Below are 15,505 nucleotides of genomic sequence, written 5' to 3' on the forward strand. Positions count from 1 at the left end.
CCGCCCTGATCGACGTGCGCGTCAGCTGGGCGGTCGGCCGCTTCGTCTTGCGGTGTACCGTTTCGTTTAGCCGTTTCGGGACGCACCTTTTGCTCGGGTTGCGCCTGGTTGCGGCGTGTTCGCTGATTCATCCTGGCACCTGCCTTTTATTTCCGCCCGCCTCCCGGCAGTACGCCGGCCAGCACTTGCTTGGCGGTTTGTACAATGACGCCCGCTTCATCCGGATCGCCTTTGAGCAACGTGGTGGCGAATTTCTTCGCCTGCTCCAGTTTGATATGCGGCGGCAACGGCGGCACGTTGGGGTCGGTCTTGAACTCGATCAACACCGGCACTTGCGCGGCCAGGGCCTGCTCCCACGCGGCGGCCACCTGCTCCTCGCGCTCGACAAAAATGCCCTTGAGCCCAAGCGAAATCGCAAACAGGTGGTAGGGCACATCCGGGATAGCCTGCGAAGCTTCGAACTTGGGGTCGCCTTCCATCACGCGCTGCTCCCACGTGACCTGGTTCAGGTCTTCATTGTTGAACACCGCACAGATCCATTGCGGGCTTTGCCATTGCCGCCAATATTTGGCCACCGTGATCAGCTCGGCCATGTTGTTCATCTGCATTGCGCCGTCGCCCACCAGGGCAATCACGGTGCTGTGCGGATGAGCGAACTTGGCCGCGATGGCATAAGGCACGGCCGCGCCCATGGAGGCCAGGCCGCCGGACAGCGAACATTGCATGCCACGACGAATCTTCAGGTCGCGGGCAAACCAGTTGGCGCATGAGCCCGAGTCGCTGGTGATGATGGCGTGGTCGGGCAAGCGCGGCGACAGCTCGTGCACCACCCGTTGCGGGTTGATCGGCGTGGCCTTGGCCAGGGCGCGTTTCTCCAGGGTTTTATCCCACGTGGCACGCCAGCCCTCGACCTGCTTGCGCCATTTGCGCGAGGTCTTGCGCTTGAGCAAGGGCAATAACGCCGAAAGGGTTTCGGCGGCATCGCCGAGCAGGTTCACCTCCATGGGATAACGCAGGCTCAGCATGTCGGGTTGCAGATCGATCTGCACGCCACGCGCCTGGCCTTCCCTGGGTAGGAACTCGGCATAGGGAAAGCCCGAACCGATCATCAGCAAGGTGTCGCACTGGGTCATCAGTTTGTAGCTGGGCTCGGTGCCCAGCAGGCCGATGCTACCGGTCACCCAGGGCCAGTCATCCGGCAACACGGCCTTGCCGAGCAACGCCTTGGCCGCACCGGCGCCCAAGGCATCGGCGACGGCAAGCACTTCATCGGTGGCGGCCAGCGCACCGGCGCCGACCAGGATGGCGACCTTCTCCCCGGCGTTCAGCACCTCGGCGGCGCGCTGCAGGTCGGCCTCGTAAGGCACGATGCGCGGCTTGGTATAACCCACGCCGGAATGCAGGGTGCCGTGGGCCCTGGCGGGCGGCTCATAGGCCGCCTCCTGCACATCGTTGGGCAGGATGATCGCCGTCACCCGGCGCTCGCCGACCGCCGTGCGTACGGCCCGGTCCACCAAGTGGCGCACCTGCGCGGGCACCGTGGCCTGTTGCACGAATGCCCCGGCCACATCCTTGAACATCGAAACCAGGTCCAGCTCCTGCTGGTAATGGCCACCCAAGGCCGCCCGCGCCTGCTGCCCGACAATGGCCAACACCGGCATGTGGTCCAGGCGCGCGTCATACAGCCCAGTGATCAGGTGCGAGGCACCCGGCCCGGAGGTGGCGATGCACACCCCCAACTCGCCCGTGAACTTGGCGTGGGCTGAAGCCATGAACGCGGCCATTTCTTCGTGACGGGCCTGGATGAATTCGATCTTGCCCTGGGCCCGGCGCAAGGCGCCGAACACGCCGTTGATGCCGTCACCCGGATAGCCAAAGATACGAGTCACGCCCCACTGGCTGAGCCGCTCGACCAGAAAGTCGCCTACTGTCATCGTCATCGGATGCCTCGCTGATATCAGAGAATCGGTTTGCCACCCGTTACGCCGTAGCGTTCGCCGGAGATGTAGCTGCCTTCATCCGACGCCAGCAGCACATAGATAGGCGCCACCTCGACCGGTTGGCCGGGGCGTCCCAAGGGCGTACTGCCACCGAAGTGTTTGATCGAGTCTTCGGTCATCGTCGATACGATCAGCGGTGTCCAGATCGGCCCGGGCGCTACGCTGTTGACGCGGATCCCACGCTTGCCAAGCATTTGCGCCAGGCCCGCGGTGAAGTTGGCAATCGCGCCTTTGGTCGCCGCGTACGGCAACAAGGTAGGGTTGGGTGCATCGGAATTGACCGAGCTGGTGTTGATGATCGAGCTGCCCTCGGCCATGTGCGGCAGCGCGGCCTTGCAGATCCGGAACATCGCCGTGACGTTGACATTGAAGGTCTTCAGCCAATCCTCGTCGGGGATGTCTTCGAGCGTCTCGTAGGTCATTTGGTAGGCCGCGTTGTTGACCAGCACATCGATGCGCCCGAACTTCTCCACGGTGTCGTTGACGATCGCCGCGCAGTGCGCCGCGTCGTCCAGATCGCCGGGCAGCAACAGGCATTGGCGCCCTGCCGCCTCGACCCAGCGCGCGGTTTCCTTGGCGTCTTCATGCTCGTCCAGATAGGACACCGCCACATCCGCGCCTTCGCGCGCAAAGGCAATGGCCACGGCGCGTCCGATGCCGCTGTCGGCACCGGTCACCAAGGCAATCTTGTTGGCCAGCCGACCCGAGCCTTTATAGGTTTGCTCGCCGCAGTCGGGCATCGGGTCCATCTTGCGCTGATCACCGGGAACGGGTTGTTGCTGTGGGCTGAACGGCGGTTTTGGATAGTTGCTCATCGCGGGTTCCTCCGGGTTGTGAATATTCTTGCGAGGCCGGGCCGGAAGGGTTAGTTCAGACAAATTTGCAGAAAATCGGATAACCGTCAGGTGCATGCGCGCCGCTCGTCAGTCTGGATAAACCTTTCCAGGTTTTTTCGTCTCAACCGTGAGGTAAAGGTCGCAGGCGTTCTGTTACAGGTAGGTTTTCAGCTATATTTCGTTTCCGTTGCGCCCTCCCCCACGCTTGAACTCGTACCCTCTACACACTCTTCACGTGCGCAGTTAAAAAGGTTGGTATTTATGAAGTCTGCCCCCCTGCGGTCTCCGAACGTTCCGCAACGCAAGGAATTGACCCCCAGCAATCTGGATTTCCCGGTGGTGGGAATTGGCGCGTCGGCAGGCGGACTGCAAGCGGTGAAGAGTTTTTTTGAACACATGCCCAAAGACTGCGGCATGGCGTTCGTGGTGATCCTGCACCTGTCCCCCGACCATCAGAGCGTGGCGGACAAGATCATCCAGGAGTCGACCGGCATGCCGGTCACCCAGGTCAACAGCACCATGGCGATCGAAAAAAACCAGGTGTATGTCATTTCGCCCGCGCAGTTGTTGACGATGAATGATGGCTATCTGGCCGTATCGCCGTCGGTACGCGAAGGCGGCTCGCACATTGCCATCGACCTGTTTTTTCGCGACCTGGCCGACACCCATAAAGAACGCGCGTTTTGCCTGGTGCTGTCCGGTACCGGCTCGGATGGCGCGGTAGGGCTTTCACGGATCGAGGAGCAAGGCGGCATCACGCTGGTACAAACGCCGGAAGATGCCGAGTTCGACGGCATGCCCCTGGCCGCGCTGGAAACGCAAATGGTCGACCTGGTACTGCCCGTGGTGGAGATGCCACAGAAGTTGCTGGAGCTGTGGCGCAATGCCCAAGCGATCATCCTGCCCACCGCCAATGACCCCGAGATCCGCACCACCCCGCCGGCCAACGAGCGCGATGCGGCCGTGGCGGAGCAGTTGTTGCTGGACATCCTGATCCAACTGCGCGCCAGTACCGGCCATGACTTCAAGCACTACAAGCGCGCCACCGTGCTGCGCCGTATCGAGCGTCGCCTGCAAGTGACGGCGCAACCGGACCTGGCGACCTATTACAACTTTTTGCAATCACACCCGGAAGAAACCAAGGCATTGCTGGGCGATATGCTGATCGGCGTGACCAACTTCTTCCGCGACCGCGAGGCCTTCGAAGCCCTTGAGCGGGATGTGATCCCCAACCTGGTCAAGTCCCTGGAAGACAGCGTGCCGCACCGCGAGGAAGTGCGTATCTGGTCGGCCGGCTGCTCCACCGGTGAGGAGGCCTACAGCCTCGCGATGCTGGTGACCGAGCAACTGGCGCTGGATGCCAGCAACGCCAAGATGCAAGTGTTTGCCACCGATATCGATGAGCGTGCGATTACCCACGGCCGCAACGGTGTGTATCCCGAAGCGATCATCACCGACGTGCCGCCGTCACGCTTGCGCCAGTACTTCGCCAAGGAGAAAAACCAGCACTACCGCGTGCGCAAGGAGATTCGCGAAAAGGTGCTGTTCGCCAAGCACAGTCTGCTGGCTGACCCACCGTTCTCGCAGATAGACCTGATCGTGTGCCGCAACCTGCTGATCTACCTGGACCGCGACGTGCAGCGCGACATCCTGCAACTGTTCCACTTTGCGCTGCGCCCCGGTGGCTACCTGTTCCTGGGTTCATCGGAGTCGGTCGACGGTTGCCTCGACCTGTTTGTGCCGGTGGACAAGCGCAACCGTATCTTCCGGGTGCGCGCCGGCTCCTCCGCGGTGCGTCGCGCGCCCACCATGCCGCGTGGCGGTTACCTGCGCCCGAACACCACCGCCGTTGCCGCCGCGGCGCCGGCGCCCAACAAGGTTTCGTTCGCCGATATCCACCTGCGCGCCCTGGCCAAGGCCGCACCGCCCAGCGTGATTGTCGATATCCACGCCGATATCCTGCACATGAGCGAAGGCGCGGGACGCTTCCTGCGTTATGTCGCCGGGGAAATCACCCACAACCTGCTGGCGCTGGTCCACCCCGACCTGCGCCTGGATATCCGCACCACCCTGTTCCAGGTCCAGCAATCGAACACCTGCGTGACTTCGCGCAAGGTTCGCATCCAACGCGAACAGGGCACTTACCTGGTGGACATCAGCGCCCGCCCCTACCGCGACGAGGCCACCGAAAACGACTATGTGCTGGTGATGTTCCAGGAAGCCGAAATCGACCCGCAACAGTCCGAGGCCGACACCGTCAGCCATGCGGAAAACCAGATCATGAGCAACCTGGAGCGCGAGCTGCAACGCACCAAGCTGCACCTGCAGGACACCATTGAGCAGGCGGAAGTCTCCAGCGAGGAACTCAAGGCCTCCAACGAGGAAATGCAGGCGATCAACGAAGAGTTGCGCTCGGCCACCGAGGAACTGGAAACCAGCAAGGAAGAGCTGCAATCGATCAATGAGGAACTGTTGACGGTCAATTACGAGCTCAAGACCAAGGTTGAAGAGACGGACAAGGTCAACGACTACCTGACCAACCTGATCGCCTCCACCGACATCGCCACCGTGTTCGTCGACCGCAACATGCGCATCCGCTGGTTCACCCCGCGTGCCACCGATATTTTCAGCATGCTGCCGGTGGACACCGGGCGCTCGCTGATGGACATCACGCGCCGCCTCGACTACCCGCAAATGAGCGATGACGCGACGAACGTGTTTGAGTCGCTGAGCATGATCGAACGCGAGATCAGCAGTAAGGATGCGCGCTGGTACATCGCGCGGTTGCTGCCCTACCGCTCCAGCGAAGACCACATCGACGGCACCGTGCTGACCTTTATCGATATCACCAAGCGGCGCCAGGCCGAAGAGGAACTGCGCCTGGGCGAAGAACGCATGCGCCTGGTGGCCGAAAGCACCCATGATTTCGCCATCATCATCCTCAATGACCACGGCGCCATTACCGACTGGAACACCGGCGCCGAACTGATCTTCGGCTACACCAAGAACGAAGTGCTGGGCGCTTATTACGACCTGATTTTTTCGCCCGAGGACCGCTCCGCCGGCGTGCCGGAGAGCGAACTGCGCGCGGCCCGCGAACATGGGCGTGGCGAAGATGAACGCTGGCATGTGCGCAAGGACGGCAGCCGGTTCTATTGCAGCGGCGAAGTCACCCTGCTCAAGAGCGCAAGCTTGCAGGGCTACGTGAAGATTGCCCGTGACCTCACCGGGCATAAACGCACCCAGGACGAACAGAGTCAGCGGTTGATGGAAACCCAGACCAACAGCCATCTCAAGGATGAGTTCTTCGCGGTGATGTCGCACGAACTCAAGCACCCATTGAACCTGATCCAGCTGAACGCCGAATTGCTGCGGCGCCTGCCCGCCACCAAGTCGGCGGGCCCTGCGATCAGGGCGGTGGATACCATCTGCGAGGCCGTGTCCAACCAGGCGCGGATCATCGACGACCTGTTGGACGTCGCTCGGGTGCGTACCGGTAAGCTCAAGCTGAAAAAACAACCGGTCGACCTGATTCGCACACTCCAGGATATCCATAGCGTGGTGCTCGCAGACGGGCATCGTCGCCAGGTGACCCTGCAAACGCCATCCGAAGGTGGAGCGCTGATCGTCGACGCAGACCCGACGCGCATCGAGCAAGTGATCTGGAACCTGATCAACAATGCGCTTAAGTTCACGCCGGAGAATGGCCAGGTGCAGTTGGTGGTCAGCCGCAAGGACGGGCACGCCCAGTTGGACGTGATCGACAGCGGCGCCGGGCTCGCCGACGACAGCCTGGAAAAAATCTTCGACCTGTTCGGGCAAGCCGAAAACCAGCACCAGACCCATCAGCGCGAGGGCCTGGGGATCGGCTTGTCGCTGGTACGCCAATTGGTCGAAGCGCACGATGGCACGGTGAGTGTTCACTCCAAAGGCCTGGGCTTTGGTTGCACCTTCTCCATTCTGTTGCCACTGAGCCCGCAACAACACCACCTGCCGGACGCCAGCGACACTCAGGCCGAGGACGAGCGTTTGAATGGCGTCAAGGTGCTGTTGGTGGACGATTCGGCGGAGGTGCTTGAAGTACTGAATTTATTGCTGGAAATGGAAGGCGCCGAGGTCAGTGCGTTCAGTGATCCGCAGAACGCCCTTGAAAACGCCCGCGAGGCTCAATACGACGTGATTATTTCCGACATCGGCATGCCGAAAATGAACGGTCATGAGCTGATGCGCAAACTGCGCACGATCGACCATCTGCACAAGGTTCCCGCCATTGCCCTGACCGGTTACGGTGCCAGCACGGACCAGAAAAAGCACGCCGAATCGGGCTTCAACACCCATGTCAGCAAACCCGTGACCCATGACTCGTTGATCAGCCTGATCGAAAAACTCTGCCGCTCACAGCGGTAGGTGGGGCTTATTCAAAGGGGATAATCGAAATTTTGCCGTTGCGCTCAAGGATCGCGAATTTGATCTGATCAATCGCCAGAATGCCTTGGGCGGAGCGGGCCGCTTCGAGAATATCGCTCTCATCCAGGCGCGCGTGCTTGAGACGTTCAGCGAGCACCTTGCCGTCTTCGACCACAATCGTCGGCCCGCCATCCAACACCCTGGAAAACCAGCGCGAACGCTGTTTGACCAAGGACAAACCGATATCGATGGCGATCAACGTGACAATCACCAGCACGGCGTTGGTCAACGAAAAATCTTCGCCCAGCAACGCCTGCTGAGTCGCCTCGCTGATCACCATCAATAGCACCAGGTCGAAGGTGGTGAGTTCCGCCAGGGAGCGCCTGCCGGCGATCTTGAACAGAATCATCAACACCAGGTAAATCGCGGCTGCGCGCAATACCGAGTCCATGGCGCCCCCTACGGATAGATGAATTGTGAAAAACGCACGGACGCGCCGTTGGCGAGCGCCACCTGGGTGTCGAAGCTACCCACGCCGTCGCTGCGCAACGTCAGGTACAACACCGCATGCCCGTCATCATCGGTGAGCAGCCACAGTTTCACGCCTTCGCCGGCGGTGCTGGCCTTGAGGGGTTGCGGCTGCAGCATTTCAACATTGAAGCCACGCAACAACTCGCCACTGAGGGCTACCTCCAGGGGCTCGCGCGCCTTGCCCCGCAGATGGATGACCAGCACATCGGACGACCCGTTGCGCAGAAACCGTTGATGCTCGACGCGCAGTTGCCCATCGGCGCTGCGCACGTCGGCGGTGCTGAGCGGCCCCTTGGAGAACAGCCCGGCCAAGGTCAGCGCCATCAACACCACCAACCCATACCAACCCCACCGCTCGAAGCGCCAGACCTTGCGCTGCAGGGTCATGTCTTCATTCACCGGATAGCTCCGGCTGTGCAAGTCGTTATGCGCAGGGGGCTTCATAGGGCACCTTCGGCTCAGCCTTTGCTATGTTCGGGCGAAGATGGGCCTTTGGTCACACCGCGCGGCCCCGCGATACTCCAGATCGCCAGCCCTAAAAACGGCAGCAGCACGACCATAGCCGTCCAGCCCGCCTTGTTGCCGGTTGAATTGTCGCTTCGCCAGACGCTGTTGATGACCCAAAGGTCGAGCAACAGCAGGATGACGGCCAGGAAAATCCAGAAATAAGTGAATGGCATGATGCACCTCCCGTTGATACAGGTTTGGTTTAACCAGGACGGCCGGGGTTCATTCTTTTTCGCTGTTCACAGATAAACGTATCCACTCAGCGAAGCGGCACGAACGCTATCCATGCACTCTCCCAGGCCTTGATAAAAGTTAGACGAAGCGGCGGTATTTTATGCACCTTGTATAAGTTCTTTCACACGACCGACCGTTCATCGCCGTTTTTATACATTCACAAAACGTTTTCGCAAGCGGCGTTATCGGAATAAGTACCTGTGACATTCACGGGCAACTAGCGAAGCGACAACCCGCTACCTGCTATTCAATTGGAGAAAGACCATGACGACTAGTAATAAGAACCCAGGCAACTTCGCCAACGATCGCGAAAAAGCGTCCGAGGCCGGTAAAAAAGGCGGTCAAGCATCGGGTGGCAACTTTGCCAACGATCGGGAAAAAGCCTCCGAGGCCGGGCGCAAAGGCGGCCAACACAGCCATGGTGGCGGCCGCAAATCGTAAGTGAGCGAAAAGGGGGCGGCCTTGGCTGCCCCTTTCTTACTGGGCAAAGAAGTTAGTCATTTGACCCGCACGCTATAGGTTGCCGTGGACAACTAACCCTGCCTACCCATGCCTAACTGTACCTATTAAGCCTTCTTCTCCTGACACAACTTCATCGCTGTAGATATTTGCCCGCGCTGATAAATACCCACCGCTGGGAAGTGCAATTTAAGTTGCATCCACTTCAATATGACGTCCCCTTCTTTATGCCCCTCCGCACGAGCCGGTGCCCCTTGGAAACAGCAGGCCGCCGCACATGCCCTCGCGCGGATGCGGGAAGACCAATGCTCTGCCCACTGCACCACGCCCCGAACGCCGTCCTGTCAACACGTGAAGGCCACATCGGAAGCGGCATGCAAGGACCTCAACATAAAAACAAATCATTTTATGATTACGCAAGATAACAATATCTGATAATTAGCTTATTCCTAAAAAGACTTTCACTCCGGTTTTTTATAGGCTTATCTTCGCTTCACAGACCGACCCCATGCCCGGCGGAGGACGTACACACCCCCAGCAGACATGGACCCCTCCCCTCATGCCAGACCTTGCCGCCCCCGATCACCTGACTGTCAGCGTCGACGGCACCCACATCTTCGACGTACGCCCCGACCAACACGCGGTGTACAGCAGCCTCGGCCTGGCGGCGTACGGCAACCCGCCGTTCTACCCGGGCGGTGGCTACTGGTACACCAAGCTGGCCTACGACTTTTAAGCCAAACCGAACACGAGGGCACTCCATTGAATAAATCGCATCTGCCAAGCCGTCTGCTGGCCGCCGGCGCCCTGGCCTTGAGCCTGGTCGCCTGTTCACCGGGCAGCGACACCCCGGCGGGCAAAACCCTGAACATCGCCTTTTTTGGCGACAACACCACCTTGGTCAGTGTCGACCCGTTCCAGGTGTATTGGCTCGAACACCGTGTGCTGCTGCGCAATGTGGCCGAATCCCTCACCGACCAGGACCCACAGACCGGCAAGATCATCCCGTGGCTGGCCACACGCTGGGAAGTCAGCGACGACGCGCTCACCTTCACCTTCCACCTGCGCGACCATGTGACCTTCAGCAATGGCGAGCGCTTCAATGCCCAGGCGGTGAAAACCGCGTTCGACAGTAACAAGGCCTTGGCCCGCGAGTTGCCGGCCACTTTCGGCGCCACTTACCTGGCCGGGTTCGACCACGCCGAAGTGGTGGACGACCTGACCGTCAAGCTGGTGCTGGCCAAGCCCAACGCCGGTTTCCTGCAAGCGACGTCCACCACCAACCTGGCGATCCTGGCGCCAGCCTCCTACGCGCTCAGCGCCAAGGAGCGCTCGCTCGGCAAGATCATCGGCACCGGGCCGTTCGTGCTGGCCAGCTACACGCCGGAAGTCGGCGCGCACCTGACCAAACGCAAGGGCTACGCCTGGGCCTCGGCCAACATGCAAAACCAGGGCGAAGCGCACCTGGATGCCGTCGACGTCAGCTATATCCCCGAAGAGAGCGTGCGCAACGGCCTGTTCCTGCAAGGCAAAGCCGACATCCTGTGGCCGCGCAACCCGTTCTCCGAGGTGGACCTGAAGCTGTTCCAGGCCAAGGGCGCCACCCTCCAGAGCCGCTCGTTGCCGGGCCCGGCGCTGAACCTGTACCCCAACACCCGTGGCGAGCGGGTACTGGCCGACCAACAGGTACGCCAGGCCCTGCAAAAAGCCATCGATCGCAAGAGCTATGCCAGCACCGTGTACAACGCCGACTTCCCGGTGGTGGACGGCATCTATGACGTGACCACGCCTTACTTCAAGAGCCAAGGCAGCAAGTTGGCGTATGACCCGGCCGCTGCCGCGCACCTGTTGGACCAGGCGGGCTGGGCCAAGGGCGCGGACGGTTATCGCAGCAAGAACGGCAAGCGCCTGAGCCTGAGCTACAACATCACACCGGCCGAGACCGCCGGCGATGTGTTGATCCAGGACCAACTGCGCAAAGTCGGCATCGAGCTCAAGCTCAACGTGGTCACCCGTGCCGAATGGGTCGCCAACAACAGCGCCGGCAACTATGACCTGACCAGCACCTACATGACTCGCGCCGATCCGATCATCCTGCAAACCATCCTCGACCCGCGCACCGCCAACAGCTCGACCCTGGCCACCAACCTTTACGAACCGGCCGCGCTGGACAAAGCCAAGAGCCTGTTCGATGCAGGCATCACCGCCACCCAACAGCAACAACGCGCCACCGCTTACGGCGACCTGCAGGACCTGTTGGTGGAACAAGGCTCGGCGTTCCCGGTGTACGAGCGCGTGTGGCAGGCGGCGACATCGCCCAGGGTGAAGAACTTTCGCTGGACCGCCGAGGGCTTTGCGTTACTGGGTGATATCGACGTGAGCACGCCATGAGCCGCTACCTGATCGGCCGTGTCGGCCAGGCGCTACTGGTGCTCTGGGGCGCGTATAGCATCACTTACTTCATTCTGTATCTGCTGCCGGGTGACACGCTGTCGATCATGCTCAGCGCGTCGGGCATGGAGGCCGATGGTCTGTCGGTGGAAGACCTGGCCAAGGCGCGGGCTTATTACGGGCTGGACAAAGGCGTGTTCGAACAGTACGTCGACTTGCTGCTGGGGGCACTGCGCGGGAATTTCGGCCAATCGTTATCGCTTAACCGCCCGGTGGCCGAGCTGTTGGTCGAACGTTTGCCGCAGACGTTATCCCTGGCCGGCCTGGCCATTGTGCTGTCACTGCTGGGCGGCATCGGCCTGGCTTACCTCACCGCGTATATCCGCTGGCAACCGCTGAAGAAAGCGCTGGCGCGCCTGCCGTCCCTGGGCTTTTCGGTGCCGGTGTTCTGGATGGGCCTGCTGTTGATCCAAGTGTTTGCGTTTGGCCTGGGGTGGTTTCCCGCCACCGGCAGCCGGGGCGTTGAAAGCCTGGTACTGCCGGCGGTCACCCTGGCGATTCCGAGCGCGGCGGTGTACGCCCAGGTGCTGCAACGCAGCTTCCAGGGGGTGTGGAAAGAAGCCTACATCGTCACCGCCTACGCCAAGGGCCTGAGCCGGGGCCAGGTGCAGGCCCGCCATGGGTTCAAGAACGCCGCGCTGCCGATCCTCACGCTGATCGGTTTGCAGGTCGGCAATACCGTGTCCGGCGCGGTGCTGGTGGAGACCATTTTCGCCCGCTCCGGCATCGGCCGCCTGGCCCAGGAAGCGGTGCTGCGCCAGGACATCCCGGTGGTGCTGGCGATTGTCGCGGTGTCGGCGGCTGCGTTTGTGCTGGTGAACCTGTTGGTGGACCTGCTTTACCCCTGGCTCGACCCGCGTATTTCACACACGCCAAAGGTGTCCTGAACCATGACCACACTTAATCGAAACCTGGCGCTTTCGGCGCCGCTCTGGCGCCGCCGCAGCCCCCTGCAACGGGTTGCCGCCACCTTGCGGCCCTTGCTGCGTCGGCCGGGGTTCAGCCTGGCCGTGCTGGTGGTGCTGTTTTCGTTGGTTGCCGCCGTGGCGCCGCAACTGCTGAGCAGCTTCGACCCCTACGCCACCGCGCCGGCGGACAAGCTCAGCGCGCCGAACCTGACGCACTGGTTCGGCACCGATGAGCTGGGCCGCGACCTGTTTACCCGAGTGGTGCATGGCGCCAGCCTGTCGGTGCTGGCCGCGTCGCTGGCGGTGGGCATCGCGCTGGTGGGTGGGCTTGGCCTGGGCATTCTGTCCGGGTTTACCGGCGGGCGTGTCGACGCGGTGATCATGCGGTTTGTCGATGTGTTGCTGGCCCTGCCCGGCCTGTTGCTGGCCCTGGCGATTGTCACGGCCATCGGCTTCGGCACGGTGCCGGTGGCCGTTGCCGTGGGGATCGGCATTATCCCGGGGTTTGCGCGCACCACCCGCGCTGAAGTCTTGCGCGTGAAAACCCTGCCCTACGTCGAAGCCGCGCGCCTGGGCGGCGCCAGCTGGAGCCGCACGTTGCTGCGGCACATCCTGCCGAACGCCTGGGGGCCGGTGGCGGTGCTGGCGACGCTGGACTTCGGCGCGGCGATCCTCGCCACCGCCGGCCTCAGTTTCCTCGGTTTCGGCGCCGCGCCACCGGCGGCGGAATGGGGCACGTTGATCGCCAATGGCCGGCACTTTCTGATCACCGCGCCCTGGGTGTCGTTGCTGCCAGGCCTGTTCCTGGTCGCGGTGGTGTTCAGCCTCAACCATATCGCCCGTACGTTCGAGGAGGCCCAGCGATGAGCGCGTTTCTGGTCGATGTACGCCAGCTCGCGGTCGATTACCGCGCCGGCGGCCAGCTCAACCCGGCGGTGCGCGGGCTGTCATTTAGCATCGCCCAGGGCGAAACCGTGGCGATTGTCGGCGAGTCCGGCTCGGGCAAAACCACCCTGGCCAACGCCATCCTCGGGTTGCTGCCGGATAATGCGCGGATCAGCGCCGGTGAGCTGTGGGTCGATGGCAGCGACCTGAGCCACGCCGGCGAGCGCCAGAAACGCAACCTGCGCGGCCGTACCATCGGTCTGGTGCCCCAGGACCCGATGGTCAGCCTCAACCCCACCCTGCGCGTTGGCCAGCAGATCGGCGAAGCGTTGATATCGGCCAAGGGCAAGCGCTACCCCGGCATCGACGCGGACGTTGTCGCGTTGCTGCAACAGGTGGGCATCGATAAGCCGGTACTGCGCGCGCGCCAGTACCCCCATGAACTCTCCGGCGGCATGCGCCAGCGCGTACTGATCGCCATTGCCCTGGCCGGCAACCCGCGCCTGATCATCGCCGACGAGCCCACCAGCGCCCTCGACGTCACCGTGCAGCGCAAAATCCTCGACCACCTGCAACGCTTGGTCAGTGAACGCGGGATTTCACTGCTGATCATCACCCACGACCTGGGCGTGGCCACCGACCGCGCGGACCGCATCCTGGTGATGCAACACGGCGCAGTGGTCGAACAAGGCCCGCCCCGCCAGATCCTCGCCCAGCCCGCTCACGACTACACCCGCGCCCTGATTGCCGCCGCGCCCGCCTTCGCCAAGCGCCGTGCGCCGCTGATCAATCTTGACCTGGGGCGCCAGCCGATCCTGAGCCTGCACCACGTCGGCAAGACCTTCGCGTTGCCCAAGGTCAAGGGCGAGGCCGCTACCTTGCTGGCCCTGGAGGACCTCAACTTACAGGTGTACCCCGGCCAGACCCTGGCCATCGTCGGCGAGTCCGGATCGGGCAAGAGCACCGCGCTGCGTATCGCCCTGGGCCTGGAGAAACCCAGCCAGGGCCGCGTCTGCTTCGAGCAACAGGACGTCACCGACCTGAGCTGGCGCCAGTTCCGCCCGTTGCGCCAACGCCTGCAACTGGTGCAACAAAACCCGTTCGCCGCCCTCGACCCGCGCTTTACGGTGTTCGACAGCATCGTTGAGCCGCTGGTGTCGTTCGGCCTGCTCAAGGGGGCGGCGTTGGAACACGCCGCGCGTGAGTTGATCAGCCGCGTGCACCTGCCGGTGAGCTTCCTCGACCGCCTGCCGCGCGAGCTGTCCGGGGGCCAGTGCCAACGCGTCGCTATCGCCCGCGCCCTGGCCTTGAAACCCGACCTGTTGCTGCTCGACGAACCGGTCAGCGCGCTGGATGTGTCAGTGCAGGCGCATATTCTGGAGCTGCTCGAAACGCTGCAACGGGACATGGGTATTGCCTATGTGCTGGTCTCCCATGACCTGTCGGTGGTCGCCAACTTTGCCCACGAGGTACTGGTGCTGCGCAATGGCCGAGTGGTGGAACAGGGGTCGGTGGAGCAGATCTTCAACCGCCCGGTCACCGCGTACACCCGTGAGCTGATCGCGGCGATCCCAGGCCAGGTGGCCGCCGAGTTCAGTTGAGAACGAACCCTGCACCTATGGCGAGGGAGCTTGCCCCTCGCCACAATAAACACGCCTTTATTGCTTGGCGTGCTTGACCTGCATTTCGGGCATCGCCGACGAATGATGGTTGAGGATCTTCCACTGCCCGCCCACCTGTTCGTAAACGAACGTATAGCGCGCCTGTACCTCACGCTTCTTACCGTTCGCTTCGGTCAGGGTGAAGGTATAGACCCCGCTGTCCATGGCCACATTGCTGCCCAACTGGCGGATCTCGCGGTAATTGATCTGGCCTACCGGCTTGAGCGCCAGGAAGTGGTCGAAGTAATCCTTGATCTGGTCTGGCGTGGTGCGTACCTGGTTCGACACCGTAGGCTGCAACACCGCGCCCGGCGCATACAGGGCAACCACCGAGTCAACGTTGCCGGTCTGCAAGGCGCTGTTCCAGCGGTCGAACAAGCCGGCGATCTCGCGGTCTTTGAGGTTGGTCGGGGCCTGCGCCACCTCACGGTAAACATACGGGGCGGTCTCGGCGGCCTGGGCAAACGGTGCGCTCAAGGCAAACATCAGGGCGATGGCGGCGGGTTTGAATTGCATGACGAAACTCCAGTGGTGATCGGTGAGCCCACTTTGCCAACCTGCCCAGCCGCCGCCATCGGCCAACCGGAGTCATTTGCCTATGCCATTTGGCAGATAGCGCCCAAGGG

General features: G+C 62.1%; 13 protein-coding genes. 7 read left to right on the top strand and 6 right to left on the bottom strand.

What is annotated here, in order from left to right:
• Positions 1-146: 146 nt before the first annotated feature.
• Together AB4O23_RS19115 and AB4O23_RS19120 are read right to left on the bottom strand one after the other, a co-directional pair.
• Complete coding sequence (locus tag AB4O23_RS19115) at positions 147-1,940, bottom strand: thiamine pyrophosphate-requiring protein (RefSeq protein WP_065879132.1); 1,794 nt, start codon at positions 1,938-1,940, stop codon at positions 147-149.
• Positions 1,941-1,957: 17 nt separating this feature from the next.
• Positions 1,958-2,815 (bottom strand): SDR family oxidoreductase, encoded by an 858-nt coding sequence (locus AB4O23_RS19120; protein ID WP_017529044.1) that lies wholly within the window; start codon positions 2,813-2,815, stop codon positions 1,958-1,960.
• 282 nt (positions 2,816-3,097) lie between these two features.
• Between AB4O23_RS19120 and AB4O23_RS19125 the strand changes: the two genes are divergently transcribed.
• Positions 3,098-7,243 (top strand): CheR family methyltransferase, encoded by a 4,146-nt coding sequence (locus AB4O23_RS19125; RefSeq protein WP_460150229.1) that lies wholly within the window; start codon positions 3,098-3,100, stop codon positions 7,241-7,243.
• A gap of 7 nt (positions 7,244-7,250) precedes the next feature.
• On the opposite strand, the gene AB4O23_RS19130 is transcribed toward AB4O23_RS19125, so the two are convergent.
• From AB4O23_RS19130 to AB4O23_RS19140, 3 genes are read right to left on the bottom strand one after another with little or no spacing between them, the layout of a single operon-like run.
• On the bottom strand, positions 7,251-7,694 hold the full coding sequence (locus AB4O23_RS19130) for a DUF421 domain-containing protein (protein WP_017529042.1): 444 nt from the start codon (positions 7,692-7,694) through the stop codon (positions 7,251-7,253).
• A gap of 8 nt (positions 7,695-7,702) precedes the next feature.
• Complete coding sequence (locus AB4O23_RS19135) at positions 7,703-8,218, bottom strand: hypothetical protein (protein WP_065879134.1); 516 nt, start codon at positions 8,216-8,218, stop codon at positions 7,703-7,705.
• Positions 8,219-8,232: 14 nt separating this feature from the next.
• On the bottom strand, positions 8,233-8,454 hold the full coding sequence (locus tag AB4O23_RS19140; protein WP_065879135.1) for a hypothetical protein: 222 nt from the start codon (positions 8,452-8,454) through the stop codon (positions 8,233-8,235).
• Positions 8,455-8,779: 325 nt separating this feature from the next.
• Here AB4O23_RS19140 and AB4O23_RS19145 point away from each other — a divergent pair, with 325 nt between their 5' ends.
• The 6 genes from AB4O23_RS19145 (at position 8,780) to AB4O23_RS19170 (ending at position 14,819) form a co-directional block, all read left to right on the top strand.
• Complete coding sequence (locus tag AB4O23_RS19145) at positions 8,780-8,956, top strand: con-10 family general stress protein (protein ID WP_017529039.1); 177 nt, start codon at positions 8,780-8,782, stop codon at positions 8,954-8,956.
• Positions 8,957-9,533: 577 nt separating this feature from the next.
• The gene (locus AB4O23_RS19150) at positions 9,534-9,710 is read left to right on the top strand and encodes a hypothetical protein (RefSeq protein ID WP_189654370.1); all 177 of its coding nucleotides are present in this window, start codon (positions 9,534-9,536) and stop codon (positions 9,708-9,710) included.
• Positions 9,711-9,736: 26 nt separating this feature from the next.
• Positions 9,737-11,365 (top strand): ABC transporter substrate-binding protein, encoded by a 1,629-nt coding sequence (locus tag AB4O23_RS19155; RefSeq protein ID WP_175404217.1) that lies wholly within the window; start codon positions 9,737-9,739, stop codon positions 11,363-11,365.
• Positions 11,362-12,312, top strand: coding sequence for an ABC transporter permease (locus tag AB4O23_RS19160; RefSeq protein WP_017529036.1), 951 nt, complete (start codon positions 11,362-11,364; stop codon positions 12,310-12,312). Before AB4O23_RS19155 ends, AB4O23_RS19160 begins: the two co-directional genes overlap by 4 nt.
• 3 nt (positions 12,313-12,315) lie before the next feature.
• Entirely contained in the window at positions 12,316-13,200 is an 885-nt protein-coding gene (locus AB4O23_RS19165) for an ABC transporter permease (RefSeq protein WP_065879136.1), read from the top strand.
• On the top strand, positions 13,197-14,819 hold the full coding sequence (locus AB4O23_RS19170) for a dipeptide ABC transporter ATP-binding protein (protein ID WP_460069320.1): 1,623 nt from the start codon (positions 13,197-13,199) through the stop codon (positions 14,817-14,819). The genes AB4O23_RS19165 and AB4O23_RS19170 overlap by 4 nt, the downstream gene beginning before the upstream one ends.
• 57 nt (positions 14,820-14,876) lie before the next feature.
• Here AB4O23_RS19170 and AB4O23_RS19175 read toward each other — a convergent pair whose 3' ends face one another.
• A complete protein-coding gene (locus tag AB4O23_RS19175) occupies positions 14,877-15,395 on the bottom strand; it encodes an SgcJ/EcaC family oxidoreductase (protein WP_017529033.1) in 519 nt (172 codons plus the stop codon).
• Positions 15,396-15,505: the final 110 nt, after the last annotated feature.

The organism is Pseudomonas sp. H2_A10 (genome assembly GCF_054680085.1).

What these genes read in the sequence shown, in the direction of transcription:
- AB4O23_RS19115 (WP_065879132.1), bottom strand. Translation starts at nt 1,940, where the DNA reads ATGACGATGACAGTAGGCGACTTTCTGGTCGAGCGGCTCAGCCAGTGG.
- AB4O23_RS19120 (WP_017529044.1), bottom strand. Translation starts at nt 2,815, where the DNA reads ATGAGCAACTATCCAAAACCGCCGTTCAGCCCACAGCAACAACCCGTT.
- AB4O23_RS19125 (WP_460150229.1), top strand. Translation starts at nt 3,098, where the DNA reads ATGAAGTCTGCCCCCCTGCGGTCTCCGAACGTTCCGCAACGCAAGGAA.
- AB4O23_RS19130 (WP_017529042.1), bottom strand. Translation starts at nt 7,694, where the DNA reads ATGGACTCGGTATTGCGCGCAGCCGCGATTTACCTGGTGTTGATGATT.
- AB4O23_RS19135 (WP_065879134.1), bottom strand. Translation starts at nt 8,218, where the DNA reads ATGAAGCCCCCTGCGCATAACGACTTGCACAGCCGGAGCTATCCGGTG.
- AB4O23_RS19140 (WP_065879135.1), bottom strand. Translation starts at nt 8,454, where the DNA reads ATGCCATTCACTTATTTCTGGATTTTCCTGGCCGTCATCCTGCTGTTG.
- AB4O23_RS19145 (WP_017529039.1), top strand. Translation starts at nt 8,780, where the DNA reads ATGACGACTAGTAATAAGAACCCAGGCAACTTCGCCAACGATCGCGAA.
- AB4O23_RS19150 (WP_189654370.1), top strand. Translation starts at nt 9,534, where the DNA reads ATGCCAGACCTTGCCGCCCCCGATCACCTGACTGTCAGCGTCGACGGC.
- AB4O23_RS19160 (WP_017529036.1), top strand. Translation starts at nt 11,362, where the DNA reads ATGAGCCGCTACCTGATCGGCCGTGTCGGCCAGGCGCTACTGGTGCTC.
- AB4O23_RS19165 (WP_065879136.1), top strand. Translation starts at nt 12,316, where the DNA reads ATGACCACACTTAATCGAAACCTGGCGCTTTCGGCGCCGCTCTGGCGC.
- AB4O23_RS19170 (WP_460069320.1), top strand. Translation starts at nt 13,197, where the DNA reads ATGAGCGCGTTTCTGGTCGATGTACGCCAGCTCGCGGTCGATTACCGC.
- AB4O23_RS19175 (WP_017529033.1), bottom strand. Translation starts at nt 15,395, where the DNA reads ATGCAATTCAAACCCGCCGCCATCGCCCTGATGTTTGCCTTGAGCGCA.